The organism is Halomonas sp. (assembly GCF_041689495.1).
Lineage (GTDB): Bacteria > Pseudomonadota > Gammaproteobacteria > Pseudomonadales > Halomonadaceae > Halomonas.
The window spans coordinates 1-17,896 of record NZ_JBDNGD010000208.1 but is presented as its reverse complement, the minus strand read 5'-3'; the positions used below and the strand labels follow the sequence as shown (position 1 = coordinate 17,896).

The 17,896-nt window shown below is 62.7% G+C and carries 15 protein-coding genes and 1 pseudogene; 11 read left to right on the top strand and 5 right to left on the bottom strand.

Annotated features, from left to right (window positions below):
- The 7 genes and pseudogenes from ACESMD_RS07515 to ACESMD_RS07485 all read left to right on the top strand — a co-directional run.
- On the top strand, positions 1–520 hold a 520-nt coding region (locus ACESMD_RS07515; protein ID WP_372611833.1), incomplete at its 5' end, for a paraquat-inducible protein A.
- Positions 517–1,854, top strand: a pseudogene (locus ACESMD_RS07510) (intermembrane transport protein PqiB). The gene ACESMD_RS07515 and the pseudogene ACESMD_RS07510, both read left to right, overlap by 4 nt.
- Positions 1,855–1,870: 16 nt before the next feature.
- Positions 1,871–2,458 carry a membrane integrity-associated transporter subunit PqiC gene (locus tag ACESMD_RS07505; protein ID WP_372611831.1) on the top strand — a complete coding sequence of 196 codons (588 nt, stop codon included), beginning with the start codon at positions 1,871–1,873 and terminating at the stop codon, positions 2,456–2,458.
- A 166-nt stretch (positions 2,459–2,624) separates the two neighbouring features.
- A complete protein-coding gene (locus tag ACESMD_RS07500) occupies positions 2,625–3,953 on the top strand; it encodes a DEAD/DEAH box helicase (RefSeq protein ID WP_372611829.1) in 1,329 nt (442 codons plus the stop codon).
- An 88-nt stretch (positions 3,954–4,041) separates the two neighbouring features.
- Complete coding sequence (locus ACESMD_RS07495; RefSeq protein WP_372611827.1) at positions 4,042–4,578, top strand: hypothetical protein; 537 nt, start codon at positions 4,042–4,044, stop codon at positions 4,576–4,578.
- Positions 4,578–4,859 (top strand): hypothetical protein, encoded by a 282-nt coding sequence (locus ACESMD_RS07490; RefSeq protein ID WP_372611825.1) that lies wholly within the window; start codon positions 4,578–4,580, stop codon positions 4,857–4,859. Before ACESMD_RS07495 ends, ACESMD_RS07490 begins: the two co-directional genes overlap by 1 nt.
- Before the next feature lie 81 nt (positions 4,860–4,940).
- Positions 4,941–5,177, top strand: a complete 237-nt coding sequence (locus ACESMD_RS07485; protein WP_372611823.1) for a DUF2789 domain-containing protein — start codon at positions 4,941–4,943, stop codon at positions 5,175–5,177.
- 148 nt (positions 5,178–5,325) lie between these two features.
- Here the strand turns inward: ACESMD_RS07485 and ACESMD_RS07480 are convergent, their stop codons facing one another.
- Both ACESMD_RS07480 and yegQ read right to left on the bottom strand, forming a co-directional pair.
- Positions 5,326–5,736, bottom strand: a complete 411-nt coding sequence (locus ACESMD_RS07480; protein WP_372611835.1) for an SRPBCC family protein — start codon at positions 5,734–5,736, stop codon at positions 5,326–5,328.
- Positions 5,737–5,829: 93 nt separating this feature from the next.
- Positions 5,830–7,260, bottom strand: coding sequence for a tRNA 5-hydroxyuridine modification protein YegQ (yegQ, locus tag ACESMD_RS07475; protein WP_372611821.1), 1,431 nt, complete (start codon positions 7,258–7,260; stop codon positions 5,830–5,832).
- A gap of 153 nt (positions 7,261–7,413) precedes the next feature.
- Here yegQ and ACESMD_RS07470 point away from each other — a divergent pair, with 153 nt between their 5' ends.
- Positions 7,414–7,704 carry a YkgJ family cysteine cluster protein gene (locus tag ACESMD_RS07470; RefSeq protein ID WP_372611819.1) on the top strand — a complete coding sequence of 97 codons (291 nt, stop codon included), beginning with the start codon at positions 7,414–7,416 and terminating at the stop codon, positions 7,702–7,704.
- On the opposite strand, the gene ACESMD_RS07465 is transcribed toward ACESMD_RS07470, so the two are convergent.
- Together ACESMD_RS07465 and ACESMD_RS07460 are read right to left on the bottom strand one after the other, a co-directional pair.
- Positions 7,705–11,610 (bottom strand): AAA family ATPase, encoded by a 3,906-nt coding sequence (locus ACESMD_RS07465; RefSeq protein WP_372611817.1) that lies wholly within the window; start codon positions 11,608–11,610, stop codon positions 7,705–7,707.
- Between the two features lie 33 nt (positions 11,611–11,643).
- Positions 11,644–12,279, bottom strand: a complete 636-nt coding sequence (locus ACESMD_RS07460) for a tRNA-(ms[2]io[6]A)-hydroxylase (protein WP_372611815.1) — start codon at positions 12,277–12,279, stop codon at positions 11,644–11,646.
- 296 nt (positions 12,280–12,575) lie between these two features.
- Between ACESMD_RS07460 and acnB the strand changes: the two genes are divergently transcribed.
- From acnB to ACESMD_RS07445, 3 genes are all read left to right on the top strand, one after another.
- The gene (gene acnB, locus ACESMD_RS07455; protein ID WP_372611813.1) at positions 12,576–15,179 is read left to right on the top strand and encodes a bifunctional aconitate hydratase 2/2-methylisocitrate dehydratase; all 2,604 of its coding nucleotides are present in this window, start codon (positions 12,576–12,578) and stop codon (positions 15,177–15,179) included.
- Between the two features lie 186 nt (positions 15,180–15,365).
- Complete coding sequence (gene rraA, locus ACESMD_RS07450) at positions 15,366–15,854, top strand: ribonuclease E activity regulator RraA (RefSeq protein WP_372611811.1); 489 nt, start codon at positions 15,366–15,368, stop codon at positions 15,852–15,854.
- Between the two features lie 30 nt (positions 15,855–15,884).
- A complete protein-coding gene (locus ACESMD_RS07445; RefSeq protein WP_372611809.1) occupies positions 15,885–17,468 on the top strand; it encodes a glycerophosphodiester phosphodiesterase family protein in 1,584 nt (527 codons plus the stop codon).
- Positions 17,469–17,479: 11 nt separating this feature from the next.
- On the opposite strand, the gene ACESMD_RS07440 is transcribed toward ACESMD_RS07445, so the two are convergent.
- The coding region (locus ACESMD_RS07440) for a gamma-glutamyltransferase (RefSeq protein WP_372611807.1) at positions 17,480–17,896 on the bottom strand (417 nt) is incomplete at its 5' end.

Genomic DNA, 17,896 nt, shown 5'->3' with positions numbered 1-17,896 from the left:
TACCTGGGCCCTGCTGGCCGCCAGTGCGGTGATGTACATCCCCGCCAATATCTACCCGATCATGACCACCACCAGCCTGGGTCAGAGCACGCCTTCGACCATCATCGGGGGGGTGGTCGAACTCATCCAGATGGGCTCCTGGCCGATTGCCATGGTGATCTTCGTGGCCAGTGTCATCGTTCCCGTAGGCAAGCTGGGGGCGCTTACCTGGCTCTGCCTGGTGGTGAAGCGCAGCGATGAACTCAATGCGGGAACCCGTACGCGACTCTACCGTCTTACCGAGTTCATCGGCCGCTGGTCCATGGTGGATGTCTTCGTCGTCGCCATTCTGGTCGCCCTTATCCGCGCGGGTTCTCTGATGTCGATCACGCCCGGGCCGGCCACCCTGGCATTTGGTACCGTGGTGGTACTCAGCATGCTCGCGGCGATGGCCTTCGATCCCCGGCTGATATGGGACACTCCGCCCACAGGGAAGACGCGCACTGCGACTGTCCGTCGCCAAGAAAGAACACCCGGATGAGCGATACTCCACGACAGGATGCCTCGCCCGAGAAGGACCTCCACCGGGCCAGGACATCACCCCAGACGCGCATCTCGCCGATCTGGATCGTGCCCATCGTGGCTATCCTGATCGGCGCCTGGCTGGTCTATGACAACTACCGCAGCCGGGGAACGGCCATCACCCTGGTGATGACCAATGCCGAAGGCATCGAGGCCGGCAGCACCCTGATCAAGACCCGCAACGTCTAGGTGGGACGTGTCGAGCGGGTAAGTCTATCCGATGACCTCTCCACCGCCGAGATCACGGCCAGAATGAGCCCCGAAAGCGAACCCATGCTGGTCGAGGACAGCCGTTTCTGGTCGTCAAGCGGTATCGATGTGCAGCTCGATGCCGACGGTTTCCGCGTCAATGTGGCATCCCTGGAATCCCTGCTCGGCGGCGGCGTCAGCTTCGGGGTTCCGGATGACCTGCCGCTGGGCCTGCCTGTCGAGGCCGATACCACCTTCAATCTCTATGCCGACGAGGACACGGCCCGACAGGGCACCTTCAACCGTTACCTGGAATATGTGCTGCTGGTGGACGACAGCATCCGTGGTCTGTCCCGAGGGGCACCGGTAGAATTCCGTGGCGTTCGCGTCGGCACCGTGGCAGCCGTCCCCTGGGAGTTCACCGCGCCTCAGCCGGAGACGCGCAGCAGCTTCTCGATCCCGGTACTCATCCGCATCGAACCTCAGCGTCTGGGGATCGAGAACCAGGAGATCGACATCGAAAAGTGGCGTTCACGATTCGAGCGGCTCTTCGACCTGGGACTCAGGGCTTCACTGAAATCGGGCAATCTGCTCACCGGCTCCCTCTTCGTCGATATCACCTTAAATCCCGATGAGGCGGACGACTACAGGGCCGAGACCTTTTCCGAACGCACCGTCTTTCCGACCACCTCGGGCGGGTTCGCGATGATCCAGGCCCAGGTAACCAACCTGCTCGACAAGCTCAACCGCCTTGAGATCGAGCCATTGCTGGTGGGTATCGAGCGCAACCTTTCGGCATCGGAGGCGATGCTGGGTGAAATGCGTAATCTTTCCACCTCCCTCAAGGCGCTGATCGAGGACCCGGATACGCGATCAATTCCCGGCAATTTCAATGCCACTCTGGAGGAAATACAGCAGACACTTAGGGGCCTGTCACCGGAATCCGCAGCCTATCAGGAACTGACCGGTACCGTGGAGCGACTGGACCGCTTGATGCGCGATCTGCAGCCGGTAGCGAAAACGCTGAACGAGAACCCCCGAGCCCTGCTGTTCGACAACCTGGATACTCAGGATCCCATCCCCCGGGCCCCACGCAGTGATTGATCGACAGGAGTCAACGATGCACCACACGAGATGGATCCTTGCCCTTGTCGCCATGCTGTGGCTGTCGGGCTGTGCCAGTTCAGGGCCGCCGCCCCAGCGCTATACCCTGCCCGGATCCTCGAGCACCATGACCGGCGCTGGCGCCGACGCCGCCCGACTCCTGATCATTCGTTCGCCTCGCATGGCCCGCTATCTGGATGTCGACGGCATCGTGTACCAGCTCGATGACATCACCCTCACCGCGGCCCGAGAACACCAGTGGGCCGAACCCCTGGGGCGTCAGCTGGAACGCGGCTTGCGTGCCCGTCTGACGACACGACTTCCGAATACCCGCGTCATGATCGACGACGGCAGACTGGGGGACGAGAAAGCCCTGGGCCTGAGATTCGAGGTCGACCGTTTCCAGGGGCGCCATGATGGACTGGCCATTGCCGGAGGCCAGTGGCAACTGCATCACGTCGACGGTCGTCTGCTGGCCATGGACGGCTTCCTGGCGGAGACAGAACTGGATGCCGATGGGTATCCTGCCCTCGTACGTGCCCTGGGCCGCAGCTGGGATGAGGTTGCCGACGCGATTGCCCAGGCAGTGCAGCGGCAACAATGAGAGCCTTTCCTGGAAGCTGCACTGCAACACCCGCCATGTTATGATCCATGTCAGCGGCAATCGCAAGTCCCTTCTGCCGCCATCGAATCCTTACGTCGCCTCGGCCAGGGACTCGCCACAGCACCTCGTGTGAATGGCGCGACTGGGGCGTCTTTGCGGAGACCGCATGACCTTTTCCGAACTCGGCCTGCGTGCCGAACTGCTCAGTGCTGTCGAGGCGCAGGGCTACACCGTTCCCACCCCCATTCAGCTCCAGGCGATTCCTGCCGTACTCAAGGGCGGTGACCTGCTGGCCAGTGCCCAGACCGGCACCGGCAAGACCGCCGGCTTCACCCTGCCGATGCTGCAGCGCCTGGCCGAAGGGCCGCGCCCCGGCAAGCGCCAGATCCGTGCCCTGGTACTGACACCGACACGGGAACTGGCGGCACAGGTGGCCGAGAGCGTGGCCGACTATGGTCGACACCTAACCCTGAGTTCCCACGTGATCTTCGGTGGCGTTGGTCAGCAACCCCAGGTCGATGCCATCCGTGCCGGCCTCGACATCCTGGTCGCCACTCCAGGACGCTTGCTCGACCTGCACCAGCAGAAACACGTCGATCTATCGAAGGTCGAGATCCTGGTGCTGGACGAAGCCGATCGCATGCTCGACATGGGTTTCATTCACGACATCAAGAAGATCCTGCGGGCACTTCCCGAGAAGCGCCAGAACCTGCTGTTCTCGGCCACCTTCTCCAACGAGATCCAGGCGCTGGCCGGCAAACTGCTCGACAACCCGGTAATGATCGAGGTGGCGCGTCGCAACATCACTGCCGAACTCGTCGATCAAGCGGTCTATCGGGTCGACCGCGAGAAGAAGCGTGATCTGCTGGCCCACCTGATCACGGCGCAGAACTGGCAGCAGGTGCTTGTCTTCACTCGCACCAAGCACGGTGCCAATCGACTGGCCGAGCAATTGTCCAAGCAGGATATCCCGGCCATGGCCATTCATGGCAACAAGAGCCAGACGGCCCGCACCCGCGCACTCGCGGCCTTCAAGGATGGGAATCTGCAGGTACTCGTGGCTACCGATATTGCCGCCCGTGGCCTGGACATCAACGAATTGCCCCATGTGGTCAACTTCGAACTACCCAACGTGGCGGAAGACTATGTCCACCGTATCGGCCGCACCGGCCGGGCCGGCAGCGAAGGCAAGGCGGTATCGCTGGTCTGTGTCGACGAGCATGGCCTGCTTAAGGGCATCGAGCGCCTGATCAAGCGCGATCTGGAGAAGCGCATCGAGCCCGGTTTCGAGCCCGACCCCAACGCCAGACCCGAGCCCATCGAGAACGGACGTGGGGCTCGCGGCGGACGCAAGCCGGACCAGGCAAAGCGCGGCAATAGCGGCAATACTGGACATGGGGGATATCAGGGAGGCAAGGAAGCCGGACGCGGTGGCGACACCACCCAGGCGAACCGTCGCCGTCGGCGCGGGGGACAAGGCGCCAGGCAGGCGTGAATCCGGGTATCACGAGGGTTGCCGACCCCATCCCTGACGACCGGCCAACCCGCCAACGGACCTTTCGAGCGAAGGAAGGACGAGGATCATGCTGAAGCGACTCCTGGGCAAGGCGCCCGTTGACGTCTGGGTGATCAAGCAGATCGATGACGACCTGCTTCATCTTTGCGGCCAGGGCGTCACCCAGGCCAATGCAAGGCAGAAGACCGTCCTCGCGGCACTGGAGGCCGGCAGTTATTCGGGCGCCGTCCAGATGAGTGGTGGTGGTGTGGTCCTCATTGCTCGCCTCTTCGACGCCCTGGTGCCCATCGAGGCACTGCAGCTGCTTCCCGACGGCCAGGCGCGATGGCAGGGTCGGGAGTGGCTGGTCGCTCAGGTCCCCCAACGCTGCTGGGCCTTCAAGGGCAAGCTGATCGCCCAGGCGAGTCCCCTGGGTGGCAGTGGCCTGGCCAGCAGTGAGGATGTCAGCGGCATACGTCGGCAGGCCGAGAAGGAAACACCGAGGGTGCCGGGGCAGGTCGTCTTCCGTCCGGAGAACGCCAACGAGGACCCTCTGGTGGTGCCGAAGGAAGGGCCGACAAAGGGGCCACGGCCACGCAGCGGCAGGGAGTGGCGCAAGGACTGATGTTCGACGAGTCACGCGCCCTGAAACGGCGCCACCTCTGGGTCTTCGTGATGCTCATGGTGCTGGTCGGCCTCAACCTGCGACCGGCCCTGTCGTCGTTGGCCCCGCTGCTGTCCCGCATACAGCAGGAAACGGGGCTCTCCGCGCTTGCCATCGGTGCCCTGACCACACTGACCCTGGTGCTTCTCGGCATCATCGGCCTGTGCATTGCCTTTGCCCTGATGGCGGGGCGCAATCGTCGCCTTGACATCAGCGAGGAGGGAGTTCTCATCACGCGCTGAAACGTTGACTGTCGTCAGGCAGATTCGACCAGAAATGGCTATCGTTGAGGGGAACTCCCATCCCACTTAAGGAGAATCGACATGGAACACCCCGACCACCCCTTCACGGAACTCTTCGATCAACTGGGGCTAGCCTCCGACCCGGAATCCATCAAGCGCTTCATCGACTCCCATGCTCCCATACCCGCTGAAATCCAGCTCCCGGATGCCTCCTGCTGGAACGAGGGCCAGGCGGAATTTCTCCGGGAAGCCATTGAAGAGGACGCCGACTGGGCCGAGGTGGTCGACCACCTCAACACCTCGCTGCGCAAGACGTGAAAGAAGGCACGGCCCTGAAGCATCAGGCGTCGAGCTTGTGGGAAATCCTCGAGAGAAGCCGATGGCCTCGTCGAAATCATCTTACGCCTGACGACAGGATCGACGTAGCGTGGATGCCGATTGAATCTTTATATCGACAACCCCTCCATCATAGCCGCGCCTCGACCCGTTCGAGAATCTGACGGCTGACCTTGCCGACCAGAGGCCGGACGGCACGATTGACGGCCTTTTCCACCAGGCGGTTGCGGATATCATAGGTCAGGGTCAGCGTCACCTCGGTACCCTTCTCGACTCGCGTGAGGCGATAGCAGCCCTGATTGTGAACGCCATCCAGTGACTCCCAGGCCAGCACCTGAGGGGAACGCGACTCGGTAATCACCACGTCGAAGGTCCAGTCCATGCCAACCGCATGAACATGCCAACGATATTTATCGCCCCCGAGGGACTCGATGGCCTGGACCAGGTCTGAGTAGTCGGCAAAGTCCTCGACCCGCTCGAGCAGGGCGAAGACCCGCTCGGGAGATGCCTTGAGAATTGCGCTGTGTTCGATGGTGGCCATGGGCTTCCCTGAGGCTTGAGACATGCCGGATCCACAGACGCTGCCTTCGAGCTTAGCGTCGGGAGTCCGTGAGTACCAATCGGGCTCCGTGAACTATAGATCACGCATCAGCAGTGCGAACTCGATCCGCTCCGGCGCGATGGCCTCGCCCGGTACCGGGATGCGCACCACATGGCCGGAACCCGGTGCCGCACCCACGGATTCCCCGCGCCGGTTCTCGATATGCTCGAGCACGAAGCGCCGGTTGCCGCCGGGCAGCATCAGTTCCATGGCGTCTCCGGCCTCGAAACGGTTCTTGACGTCGATCTCCATCACGCCCCGGTCGGGATCGTAGCCGATCACCTCGCCGACGAACTGCTGGTGCACGCCCACCGAGTTGCCCTGCTCATAGTTCTGGTATTCGTCGTGAACGTGGCGGCGGTAGAAGCCCTCCGTATAGCCGCGGTTGGCCAGGTTGTCGAGTTCATCCATCAGACGCATATCGAAGGGCCGGCCGGCCACGGCGTCGTCGATGGCCCGGCGGTAGACCTGAGCGGTACGCGCCACGTAGTAGTGGGACTTGGTGCGCCCCTCGATCTTCAGCGAGGTCACGCCCATCTCGGTGAGCCGCGGCACATGCTGAACGGCACGCAGATCACGGGAATTCATGATGTAGGTGCCGTGCTCGTCCTCGTATACCGGCATCAGCTCACCAGGACGGGACCGGTCCTCGATCAGCGCCGAGAGTTCGTCCTGCCCCTCGGTCCCGCCGGCTGTCGCGGTGCTCATCCCGGGCGAGTCGGCACTACCGCCGCCGGAGGCGATCAGCCCGCCTGGCTGTCCATCACTACCCGGCGTCCAGACACCGCTGGCGGCGTGGGCGCGGGCCGAGTTGGCCGGCACCAGGTCGCCGGTCTCGTCCTCGGCCGCCGCCACGGTGTTGTACTTCCAGCGGCAGGCGTTGGTGCAGGCGCCCTGGTTGGGATCCCGATGATTGAAGTAGCCGGAGAGCAGACAGCGGCCGGAATAGGCGATGCACAAGGCACCATGGACGAAGGTCTCGATTTCCAGATCAGGGCACTCGGCGCGGATCTCGGCGATCTCGGCCAGCGACAGTTCACGGGAGAGGATGATGCGACTGATGCCCTGCCGCTGCCAGAACTTGGCGGCCGCGAAGTTCACCACATTGGACTGCACCGAGAGGTGGATGACCTGGTCGGGCCAACGGTCGCGCACCATCATGATAAGCCCGGGGTCGGACATGATCAGCGCATCCGGCCCGGTCTCGATCACCGCTTCCATATCGCGCAGGTAGGTCTTCAACTTGCTGTTATGAGGCGCAATATTCGAGGCTACATAGAACTGCTTGCCTCGCTCATGGGCGTAGGCGATTCCCTTTTGCAGATTATCGATCTTGAAGTCGTTGTTGCGCACGCGCAGCGAGTAGCGTGGCTGGCCGGCATAGACCGCATCCGCCCCGTAGGCGAAGGCATAGCGCATGTTCTTGAACGTTCCCGCAGGAGAGAGCAGTTCGGGGGCTGTCATTGGGTCACTGTTGTCAGGATGATGGCACCCCTGTGGAAGAAGCCCGCAGGGGTGCAAAGAGTCAGAAGGCGCGAAATTCTAGCAACTGGCAGCGATTCTGGCCAGATCACGGCAGGCCACGTAGACTGCAGCCGCCACTCGAAGAGGCATCGGATGGACGATCGCAACGAGACATCAGGACAAGGGGGAAACGACTGCCGTCCCGGTTGCGGGGCTTGCTGCATCGCCCCGACGATCAGTTCGGCGATCCCCGGCATGCCCGAGGGAAAGCCGGCCGGCGTTCGCTGCGTCCAACTCGACGACCGTAATCTCTGCCGATTGTTCGGCGACCCAGGGCGCCCCGATGTCTGCCGGGGGTTTCAGTTCGACCCCGACGTCTGTGGAGACCACCGTGATCAGGCCCTGGAACGCATTGACGCTCTTGAACTGGCAACCCGAGATTGATCAGGACGGCATCCCGGCCTTGAGCGACGTCTTCTTGTCCAGCAGGCTACGCCACCGCATCAGCACCGGGGCGTCACTGTGGCTGACCTCGGCCAGCAGCTGACGAAATTCCTGCCGTGCCTGGTGATCCTCGGGGTCGATAAGGGTCAGCCAGAACTCCAGTCCAGCCAGTTGCTGGTGGAGGTTTCCGTCGTTGCGGGCGAGTCGAATGGATTGTTCCGCAAGGGCCCTGACCTCCCGGGCCGGATGATCGAGGTGATGACGCACCCTGGCCAGATGCATCGCCAGCTCAGGCACGAACAGGGTCGTGCGCTCCCGGGCAATCACCAGCGTCTGATCGAGGTAGTCCTCGGCCTGGGCGAGTTCACCCAGAGCGACACAGGCATCCACGTACCAGAGAGCGGGCCGCTGAAAATGATCCCGCCCCGTCACCTCTGACAGCTCTTCCAGCGCGGCCTCGATCAGGACCAGACCCTCGCGGTCGCCGGAGAGCGCACGCTGCCAGCCGAGCACGGTCCGGGACGCAATCTGCCAGAGATAAAGATCCGGTGTACCGGTAAGCTCGAAGGCACGCTCGGCACGGCTGGTCGCCAGATGGACATGTCCCAGCTGGCGATAGAGGGCGGCGGCATACATCAAGGCCATGGCGAGACTGCCCGGATGATTGATCGACTCGGCGAGACGAATGGCGGCCTCCACCTGATGCTCGGCACGCTGATAGTCGCCCCGCAGGCAGAGAGCCCATCCCTGGAAGCAGGCTGCCGCCACCTGAGGGTGGTCGGAAAACGGCAGCCATTCGATCATCATCTGGGCATTGAGAGGATCGATGTCTTCCAGGTGGTCATAGGCCTGACCGATGCGGCCCGCCCAGTATTCACAACTGGCCCCCGCATAATCCGCCAGGCGACGGTAACGTGGATCCTTCAGGCGTGCCGCCAGATCGGCCAGCCGCGAAGCCAATGAAAAGGCATCGGCATGGGAATGGCGTTGACTGCAGCCGACCCAGAGACCCCAGTTGACCAGGAAGGCCTGATCGAGATCCGCGGCCTCACCGCCATTGCTGGCCAGCAGTTCACGGGCCCGCACGAAACTCTCGTGCGCCGTGGGCGAGCCATGGCCTTCCAGGGCAAAGGCAGCCTGGCCACGCACCGTGAGCAGGCTGATCTCCCTCTCTACCTGGTCCTGGACATGGCGAAGGCTGGCGATGCCGAAATCCGCCATCTTCAAGGCCGTGCGGTTGGCACTGACCTTGAGGGCCTCACGGGCGGCGAGTTCGAAGTAACGCCCCCCCCGGGCATAATGCCCGCTGCGGCGAAGGTGTGTCGCGAAATCCCCGGGATGGCGACTGATCCACATCGGGAAGCGCTCTTCGATCAAGGTGACTACCTGGCGATGAATGGCGACGCGAACATCGCGGGGACAGGAGAGATAGGCGGCTTCCTGCAGCAACTGATGGGTAAACTGATACTCCCGACCGGCCTCCTCACCCTCGACGGGTTCGATGATCTCGAGCCGGCGCATCAGTTCGATTGCCTGCGTCAGTCGTGACATATCGAGACCGCTGCACTCGACGAGGAAGTCCAGGCGGAAGCGTCGTCCGAGGACCGCCGCTGCATGAGCCACTTCACGGTCCGCATCCAGTTGATCGATGCGACTGGCCAGCAGACCCAGAAGTCCACGGGGCAACTCGTCCAGCTGGACACTGCGTCCCTCCCGCCGATCCATGTCCACACGCCGACAGATCTCCTGAAGGTAGAGGGGCACACCATCGCAACGCTCGATGATCTGGCCACGCAGGCGTGGGCTGAGATGCAGGCGGTAGCGACGCGCCAGCTGGGAAAGCAGCCGCGAGGCTTGCATGGCATCCAGTCGCCCAAGCGTGATCTGATGGTCCCAGTGGAGTCGCGTCGGCAAGGCTTCCCGTCCGTGATGACTGGCCACCAGCAGAAAGGCACAATTGATGGGCAACCTGGCCTGCAAACCGGCCAGAACCTTGAAGGAGGGCTCATCGAGCCACTGCAGGTCATCGATCATCAGCACCAGGGCCTGATGACGAGCCGATGAGGTGATCACGAAGTGAAGCAGGGACACCACCAGCTCGATGGCCTCACCGTTACGCGTCAGTACGGAAATCTCATGTGGCTCACTGACGCCCAGGGCCTCCAGGAGAAGCTCGCGCTGGTGTTCCTGGAGCGACGGGGCGCCCGGCTCGTCCAGGAGAGCGGAAACAGCGGTGTCATCGATCTCACAACCCAAGCGCCAGCGCAGCAGGAGGCGAGCGACCCCATAGGGTTCCTGAACGGAGAGGCGTGTGGTGGGCTGCCAGCAGATGGCTGCATCGCGACTCTGCTCGAGCTGGCGGAAGCCGACCATCAGGGCGGACTTGCCGAGACCGGACGGCCCTCTGACGAGAACACTCTGCCGCAGCCCGATACCCGTCCGGGCCAGAGCGTCACGAAGCGTCCGCAATGCCGACTCACGACCGACCAGGCTGGGCGGATACGCCTCTCGTCCGCCTTCATTGGCCTCCAGCACGAGCGCCCTGAGGCGCACCCTTCCGTCGATGGCAACCAGGCGCGATGACAAGCGGGGCTCGAGATCAAGGGCCGGCGGCATATGCTGGCTGGCCTCCTGGGAGATCACCAGTTCGCTGCCTTCGGCGGCACTCATCAACTCCAGGGACCCCTGGGTAATCTCTCCCATCGGATCGACGAGCTGGCGATCGGGCAGATAGACGGCACGGCCACTGTTCAGTCCCGCGGTGAGCTCGATGGAGGGTGGGTCTGCCTCGCCGTTCCAATGCCGAGCACACTCGTCGGGCAAGAGGCGCCGACAATGTTCGAAGAGAGCCACCAGCTCGGCCAGCTGGTGAGCGGGTCCATGGGTGCCGAAGCAAGCCAGGCCCATCCCCCCCGAGGCACCGGGAAGCCAGAAGCCGCCCAGGTGGTGGCACTGCTGCTCCAGCCAGTGCATCAACTCGAACTGCAGGGACAGGCAGGCCCGTGCCTCCGCCCGGGACGAAAGATCACCCTTCAGGGTCAGGCGTATCGCCATCACCGAGAGTTGACGCTGCTCGATCTCCTCCTCGCGAAGGGGAGTGGAATCCATCGCCAGAGTCCGCGAGAAACCACTCTTGGGGCGCATGCCCGGATCGTCGATCTGGGCGTCCGACCAGAAGCGCGCCAGCTGCATGAAGGAAGGTTCAGGCTGTTGACCGGAAAGGGCGAGCAGCTGCAGGTAGCTGTTGTATTGCTCGTGAGCGGCCGCCAGCTGGCCCTGATCGGCAAGCTGTCGAACCAGATGTTCGTGGAAGGGGCCATAACCGGAAAACCGACTGACCAGCGCGTGGAGCAGCGCGTCGGGGAGTGATTCCTGCTGCTCGAGGACGGATTCCGCGAAGCGGATCACCCGCTGGCGCCACTCATTACGGGATTGCACCAGCCAGCGCTGGAATTCGGCACAGGCCGACAACTGCAATTCCTCGACGAGGTCCCCCTGATAGCAATCCAGCAGGGACTCGAGCGTATCCACATCAGGGGGACCATCCAGCAGGGTATGGACCCGATGCAGATCGACATCCCAGCTCTCGGGTAGCCGGAAGGCAATGGTCTGACGAGTGACGACGAGGACATGCTCGGCTTCCTCACCAAGTGATTGGCGAAGACAATGTAAGGCGTGGCGAAGATTGGTACGCCCTGAGGACAGCCCCTGATCAGGCCATAACAATTCCGCCAGGGTCGCACGATTGACGGGCTGGTTATGAAGAAGCAGATAGACCAGCAGGGCCTTGACCTTGTCATAGCTGAACTGCGTCAGCTCAGCGTCACCCAGGGTCAGGGAAAAGTGACCGAAGAGTGCCAACTGCTCCTGGCCGAGGGTGTCGTCTAGATCTGCATGTTCCCGCATCAAGTTCTTTCCTGCATGGCGAAAGCGGGTGCCTCAGGCGGGCACGCCACTGTGAAAACGGAAAGCCGAGTCCGGGGAGGCGATGAGCATCGCCTCCTGCTCCGTGAAGAAGGCAAGGCGAGCTGAAAGCGTATCGGACGCAACATGACGGGCCAGCAACAGGTAATCCTCGTAATGGCGTCCCTCCGACTTAACCAGAGTCCGATAGAACTTGGCAAGCTCGGTATCGAGGTAGGGAATCAGGCTGGCAAAGCGCTCACAACTGCGCGCCTCGATCAGAGCGCCGATGATCAGAATGTCGACGAGGCGATCGGGATCCCTGGCCCTGACATGGCGTCGGAGTTCCCCGGCATAGCGTGAAGCACTGAGGTGGCGGTAGACGATACCCCGCGCTTTCATCAGCTTGACCACCTGCTCGAAGTGCAGGAGTTCCTCACGGGCCAGTTGCGACATCTTTTCCAGAAGCAGCGGCCGATCGACGTAACGGTATAGCAGGCTCATGGCGGTGGAAGCCGCCTTCTTCTCGCACTGGGCATGGTCAATCAGCAGCAACTGGGGATTATCCAGTGCCCAGCCAATCCAGGCATCCGGCGTGCGACACGCGAGAAAATCCAGAAGATCACTGGGCAGGAGCTCGTCAGCACTGGCGGATTCGCGGCATGATCGCATGGTCATCGGCTCGAGTGGAAGGTGCTATCTTGAGAAAACGGCAAAGGCTTGAGGTCTCGGCGAAGTAAGTATCATAACGCGACCAGCGCCGACTGGCATACCGGCTCAAGAAGGAATGTCGGAGACCAAAGTTCAAGGCCGTCACCGCGGGGTTGGCTTAACATTGTCGACAGTTTCCCGTAGGGTATATAGCGTCCGAGAGTCATGGTTCCATGGCTTTTCCCACCCGCCGGAGGCGATCTCGCTGCGGTCTTGCTCCTCGCTGTCCGGCCACCAACATCGATGAGGACCCCCACGTGCTTGAAGCCTATCGCCAGGAAGTCGAAGCGCGAGCCGCCAGCGGCTTGCCACCCAAGCCGTTGACTGCTGAACAGGTCGCATCCTTGATCGAGCTTCTCGAGACGCCCCCAGCGGGAGAGGAAGAGGTCATCCTCGACCTGATCACTAACCGGATCCCGCCGGGTGTGGACGAAGCGGCCTACGTCAAGGCAGGTTTCCTTACCGCCATCGCCAAGGGTGAGGCGCAGTCTCCGGTCATCGACAGGATCCACGCGGTCAAGCTGCTGGGCACCATGCAGGGTGGCTACAATATCGCCACCCTGGTCGAACTGCTGGACGATGCAGAGCTCGCCCGGGAAGCCGGGGAACAGCTCAAGCACACGCTGCTGATGTTCGACGCCTTCCATGACGTCGAGGACCGTGCCAGGTCCGGCAACGACGTCGCCAGTGAGGTCATGCAATCCTGGGCCGACGCCGAATGGTTCCTGTCCAGGCCGGCACTGGCCGAGAAGATCACACTCACCGTCTTCAAGGTTCCCGGCGAGACCAACACCGATGATCTCTCCCCGGCACCCGATGCCTGGTCGCGTCCGGATATCCCGCTGCATGCCAACGCCATGCTCAAGAACGAGCGTGAGGGCATCCAGCCTGACGTGCCCGGCACCACCGGCCCGATCAAGCAGATCGAGGAAGTGAAGGCCAAGGGATTCCCCGTTGCCTATGTGGGTGATGTGGTCGGCACCGGTTCCTCACGCAAGTCGGCCACCAATTCCGTGCTGTGGTTCTTCGGTGACGACATTCCCTACGTGCCGAACAAACGAGCCGGCGGCTTCTGCTTCGGTGGCAAGATCGCCCCGATCTTCTTCAACACCATGGAAGATTCCGGTGCCCTGCCCGTCGAGATGGACGTCTCGACACTGGAGATGGGCGACATCATCGATGTCTATCCCCATGAGGGCAAGGTGTGCAGGCACGGTACCGATGAAGTGCTCAGCACCTTCGAGCTCAAGACTCAACTGATCCTCGACGAAGTGAGGGCCGGCGGTCGTATCCCGCTGATCATCGGGCGTGGCCTGACCACCAGGGCCCGCGAGTCAATGAACCTGCCACCCTCCGACGTCTTCCGGCTGCCCGAGCAACCTCGGGATTCCGGCAAGGGCTTCACCCTGGCTCAGAAGATGGTCGGCAAGGCCTGCGGACTGGATGGCGTGCGCCCCGACATGTACTGCGAACCGAAGATGACCACCGTCGGCTCCCAGGACACCACCGGCCCGATGACGCGCGACGAGCTCAAGGACCTGGCGTGTCTCGGCTTCCAGGCCGACCTCGTCATGCAGTCCTTCTGCCACACCGCCGCCTATCCGAAGCCGGTCGACGTGGACACTCACCACAGCCTGCCGGACTTCATCATGAATCGCGGTGGCGTCTCGTTGCGTCCCGGTGACGGCATCATCCACTCCTGGCTGAATCGCATGCTGCTGCCCGACACCGTGGGCACCGGCGCGGACTCCCATACGCGCTTCCCCATGGGAATCTCCTTCCCGGCCGGTTCCGGCCTGGTGGCCTTCGCCGCCGCCACCGGGGTGATGCCGCTGGACATGCCGGAATCCGTGCTGGTGCGTTTCAAGGGCAAGCGCCAGCCCGGCGTGACCCTGCGTGATCTGGTCCATGCCATTCCCTACTACGGAATAAAGGCGGGGATCCTGACGGTGGAGAAATCCGGGAAGAAGAACGCCTTCTCCGGGCGGATCCTCGAGATCGAGGGACTGGACGACCTCACCGCCGAGCAGGCCTTCGAACTCTCCGACGCTTCCGCAGAGCGCTCCGCCGCCGGCTGCACCATCACCCTGAGTGAAGACTCGGTCGCCGAGTACCTGAACTCCAACATCACACTGCTCAAGTGGATGATCGACAGCGGTTACGGCGATCGCCGTACCATCGAGCGCCGTATCCTGGCCATGCAAGACTGGCTGGCCAACCCGAGTCTGATGCGCGCCGATGCCGACGCCGACTATGCCGAGGTCATCGAGATCGACCTGGAGGAGATCAAGGAACCCATCCTCTGCGCCCCGAACGATCCGGACGATGCCCGCCTGCTTTCCGACGTGGCCGGTCAGAAGATCGACGAGGTCTTCATCGGCTCCTGCATGACCAACATCGGCCACTTCCGCGCAGCGGGCAAGCTGCTGGAGAAACAGCCGGCCGGCAGCCTGAAGACCCGCCTGTGGCTGGCGCCGCCGACCAAGATGGACCAGCATCAGCTGACCGAGGAAGGCTACTACGGCATCTATGGCCGCGCCGGGGCACGCATGGAAATGCCCGGCTGCTCATTGTGCATGGGTAACCAGGCCCGCGTGGCCGCCAAGAGCACCGTGGTCTCCACCTCCACCCGCAACTTCCCCAACCGTTTGGGTGACGGTGCCAATGTCTATCTGGCCTCCGCCGAGCTCGCCGCCGTGGCAGCCGTGGAAGGTCGGCTGCCCACCGTCGACGAATATCGCCGCTACATGGGTGAATTCGACGCCATGGCCGGCGAGATCTACCGCTACATGAACTTCCATGAAATCGAGGAGTATCAGAACGCAGCCTCCAACGTCATTCCCGTGACCCAGGAAGCCTGATACCCTGTCCGTCGACTCCGATGCTCGCAACATCGAAGGCCGCTCTTTGCGGCGACCGGAGCCGAAGACCGAAACGCCCCCTGGTGGGGCGTTTTTTCGTTCTCGCCCTCAGCCAAGGTCTCATCCCCACCCTCGCCGTCATTTATGGCATTATCGGCACATTGCCCTCTCATCAGGAGCCCCTCCATGCCCCCTGTCATCACCCCCGATATCTGTGACGCTCATCCCGACGTCCGGGTTCTCGATCCGATCTTCGTCAACTTCGGTGGCATAGAAGCCTTCTTTGGCCCGATCCGCACCGTCAAGTGCTTCGAGGACAACTCCCTGGTCAAGCAGGCGGTCGCCGAGCCCGGTGAAGGTGCCGTCCTGGTCGTCGATGCGGGCGGTTCCCATCGATGCGCCATGCTCGGCGACATGCTGGCCGAACAGGCCGTCGAACAGGGCTGGGCCGGTGTGGTGTTGTACGGCTGCGTAAGGGATGTGGAGGTTCTCGCCGAGACCGAACTTGGCATCCAGGCCCTGGGGGCCCATCCCCGCAAGAGCGAGAAACACGGTGAAGGGCAGCGCGATATCCCGGTGACATTCGCCGGCGTGACCCTGACCACGGGACAGTGGCTCTATGCCGATAACAACGGCATCGTCGTCGCCGACACCCGTCTGTCGCTGAATGATTGAAGGCAAACAGGAGGTCGTCGGAGTATCGACATGCCTTCGCCCATGCTGGCCCTTACCCAACTGAGTGGTGATCTGCTGCGCACCCTGCGCGAGCACCTCAGACCACTGATCGCCTATCACCTCTTCTTTACCCTGCTGGCATCGAGTCTGGTGTTGCCAGGGGTAGCCTGGAGCCTGGCCTATCTGTTGGGTCGCTTCGGGACCCCGATCATCACCAATGCCGAAATGCTCGACATCCTCATGACCCCGGGCGGTATCCTGTGGTTACTCGCCGCTGTCGGCGTGACCTTCCTGGTACTCTTTCTGCAACAGGCCGGAATGATCCTGGTCGCCGTTCGTCCCCGGGACAACCACTACCGGCTGGCCTTCGAGGCCCTCTGGGCGAGCCTGCGTCGTCTGCCCTCCCTGGCCACCCTGGCGGGGTTGCAGGTCGGGGCCCATCTCGTGCTGCCCCTGCTGGTAATCGGGATTTCCCTGAGTGCCACCCTGTACTTCCGGTGGTTGCTGGCACTCCCGGTACTCATGCTGGAAGATCTCAGGCCCCTGTCGGCACTGAGGCGCAGCCATCACCTCACCCAGCGACGTCACCTGCCCGTTGCCTTGGCCGTGATCGCCCTGCTGGTGGTGATCATCGCCCTGCCGATCATGGCGACCACGCTATTCGACCGACTCTTCACGCCGCTGCTCTGGTGGTTACCGGAGCGCAATGCGGTTCTCGTACCGGCCATGCTCGCCTACCTCACGACCTATGTGTTGCTGACACTGGCGATGACCTTCATCGGCATCGCGGCCAATGCCCTCCTGGCCGCCTGTCTCTACCTGCGTATCGCTCACCGGGAACTCCGTCCTGCTCCCCCTCCAGCCGATGCTCACCCGGGAAGGCTCGCCTGGGGCGTCGAGATCAGTGTGATCGGCTTCGCACTCTTCCAGGCCTGGCTGATCGTCAACAGCTTCGAGTTGCGCGACGAGGTCACTGTCATCGCCCACCGCGGAAGTTCCCTGGTCGCTCCGGAAAACACCCTCGCCGCCGTAGAAAGGGCCATTCAGGACAGGGCCGACATGATCGAGATAGATGTACGGATCACGGCCGATGACCAGGTCATGCTCTACCATGACCGCAGGCTGACCAGACTTACCGGGGATACCCGGAATCTGGGCGAGCTGACCAGGGAAGAGTTGGACGTATTCGATGTCGGCAGCTGGTTCGGGGATGCCTACGTCGGTGAGCCCATACCGGGGCTTGATGAGGCGCTGATCGCCGTCCGGGGTCGCAGCCGCCTGATGATCGAAATGAAACCCGATCCCGGCCGCGAGGTGGCGCTGCTGGCCCAACTGATCCTGCCGGGCACCCTCGACCGTCGCAGTTTCGATGCCCTGGGACTGCGTCACAACCGGATCACCGACAATGAGATTCGCTTGGCCAGTCTCTATGACTACGAGATATATGCCTGGACCATCAATGACAGAACCAGGATGTCTCAACTGATCGATCTGGGTGTGGACGCCATCATCACCGACCGCCCGGAACGGCTGGCCGAGTTGATCGATATCCGCCGGGAGTTGAGCGACGGCAGCCTGTTGCTGGTGAAGATGCGCAACTGGTTGCGTAACTGAGTGCCCGGCGCTTACTCGCCCATCACCATGCCCTCGCGCCGAGGATCGGCACCACCGAAGAAACCCTCCTCGGTTGTCTGAATCGCCTGCAGGCCACTGGTCAGTTCTCGTTCCTCTACCTCATGGCCCAGGGCCCTCAAGGCGTCGAAGGTGGCCTGAGGAAAGCGCCCTTCCTCGAGGAACACCGACCCGCCCGTGGTGATGGCATGGGGCAGGTCGAGCGCCTCCTGGGCATCCAGTCCCCAGTCGAGCATCGCCACCAGGGTCCTGGCCGTGTAATGGATGATCGCCGCTCCCCCGGGGGAGCCGAGGCTTGCCACCAGGTCACCGCTCTTGCGGTCGAATACCAGGGTCGGACTCATGCTGGATCGCGGCCGCTTGGCCGCCTCGACACGATTGGCAATCGGATTGCCGGCCTCATCCTCGGG

Bases quoted from the DNA above. Each gene is read 5' to 3' on its own strand.
- ACESMD_RS07495 (WP_372611827.1), top strand. From the start codon at position 4,042: ATGCTGAAGCGACTCCTGGGCAAGGCGCCCGTTGACGTCTGGGTGATC.
- ACESMD_RS07485 (WP_372611823.1), top strand. From the start codon at position 4,941: ATGGAACACCCCGACCACCCCTTCACGGAACTCTTCGATCAACTGGGG.
- ACESMD_RS07480 (WP_372611835.1), bottom strand. From the start codon at position 5,736: ATGGCCACCATCGAACACAGCGCAATTCTCAAGGCATCTCCCGAGCGG.
- ACESMD_RS07445 (WP_372611809.1), top strand. From the start codon at position 15,885: ATGCCTTCGCCCATGCTGGCCCTTACCCAACTGAGTGGTGATCTGCTG.
- yegQ (WP_372611821.1), bottom strand. From the start codon at position 7,260: ATGACAGCCCCCGAACTGCTCTCTCCTGCGGGAACGTTCAAGAACATG.
- ACESMD_RS07470 (WP_372611819.1), top strand. From the start codon at position 7,414: ATGGACGATCGCAACGAGACATCAGGACAAGGGGGAAACGACTGCCGT.
- ACESMD_RS07505 (WP_372611831.1), top strand. From the start codon at position 1,871: ATGCACCACACGAGATGGATCCTTGCCCTTGTCGCCATGCTGTGGCTG.
- ACESMD_RS07465 (WP_372611817.1), bottom strand. From the start codon at position 11,610: ATGCGGGAACATGCAGATCTAGACGACACCCTCGGCCAGGAGCAGTTG.
- ACESMD_RS07500 (WP_372611829.1), top strand. From the start codon at position 2,625: ATGACCTTTTCCGAACTCGGCCTGCGTGCCGAACTGCTCAGTGCTGTC.
- ACESMD_RS07460 (WP_372611815.1), bottom strand. From the start codon at position 12,279: ATGCGATCATGCCGCGAATCCGCCAGTGCTGACGAGCTCCTGCCCAGT.
- rraA (WP_372611811.1), top strand. From the start codon at position 15,366: ATGCCCCCTGTCATCACCCCCGATATCTGTGACGCTCATCCCGACGTC.
- ACESMD_RS07490 (WP_372611825.1), top strand. From the start codon at position 4,578: ATGTTCGACGAGTCACGCGCCCTGAAACGGCGCCACCTCTGGGTCTTC.